Annotated in this window: 1 protein-coding gene; it reads right to left on the bottom strand. The window is 49.2% G+C overall.

Annotated elements, in window-relative coordinates; genetic code table 11:
- Positions 1-517 precede the first annotated feature (517 nt).
- Entirely contained in the window at positions 518-703 is a 186-nt protein-coding gene (locus P775_RS27680; protein ID WP_143520955.1) for a hypothetical protein, read from the bottom strand.
- Positions 704-784 lie beyond the last annotated feature (81 nt).

Below are 784 nucleotides of genomic sequence, written 5' to 3'. Positions count from 1 at the left end.
CGCTCAGTTACCACATTGGATTAACCTAGTGAATCCCACGCAGGATTTGTGCAACAAGGCCTGTACCCGTCGAACAGGCATTCCGACTTCCCTCGGATGCGGACCATATATTGATCTCCGATGAGAGCATAATGCACGACCAGTCCCTCTGGGTTCCCATACATAGTAAGAGTGACTTCATTACTGAATGGCAGCCCCTCTAGCCCATACATTGTCTTGTAAGGCAGCTCCTTGCCTATAACCCCTTCCGCGAAATTCTCGATGTCGAGATAGACCTTTGACTCACTCCAAGGTTTCCATCCATCAAGGCGAGGCAAAACATGCTTCTCAAGAAGCGACTGTCGTCCCGTGAAACCCAGAACCAATACCCCATCAGGTAAATCCGACAGAAGTTCAGCGTGGAGCACGAACGTCTCCTTCGTCTTATCTTGAGCGAAATCTAACGTGTTGCTAGTGACAAAGACGTGAGGTCCGTCGGCTGGGTCTATGCCTTCGACTATAGATTTCCATGTAGATCCTAATGGCCTTTGCCGCTTTCCTTGAATGGCTTTTTGTTGGAATAGCCACCGAGGACTAGTTCTCTCGTCGTTGTCGCCGGATAAGGTAGAACGACCATCCCTAAATCTTGCAATAATTTTTCGAGGGTTTCATCAAACATTTCGGTCTCGTCATCAAGCGAAATCTCATCACTCTCATGAGTCACGAACCGAGCAACCTGTCGCTCTGCTGACGTTGCCCCCAACTTTTATCCAGCGTGAGCGAGACTCCGGGTTTGAGTTTTGCC

This window comes from Puniceibacterium antarcticum (assembly GCF_002760615.1).
GTDB lineage: Bacteria > Pseudomonadota > Alphaproteobacteria > Rhodobacterales > Rhodobacteraceae > Puniceibacterium > Puniceibacterium antarcticum.
The sequence above is the reverse complement of the archived record's forward strand: the minus strand, read 5'-3'. Positions and strand labels throughout refer to the sequence as shown.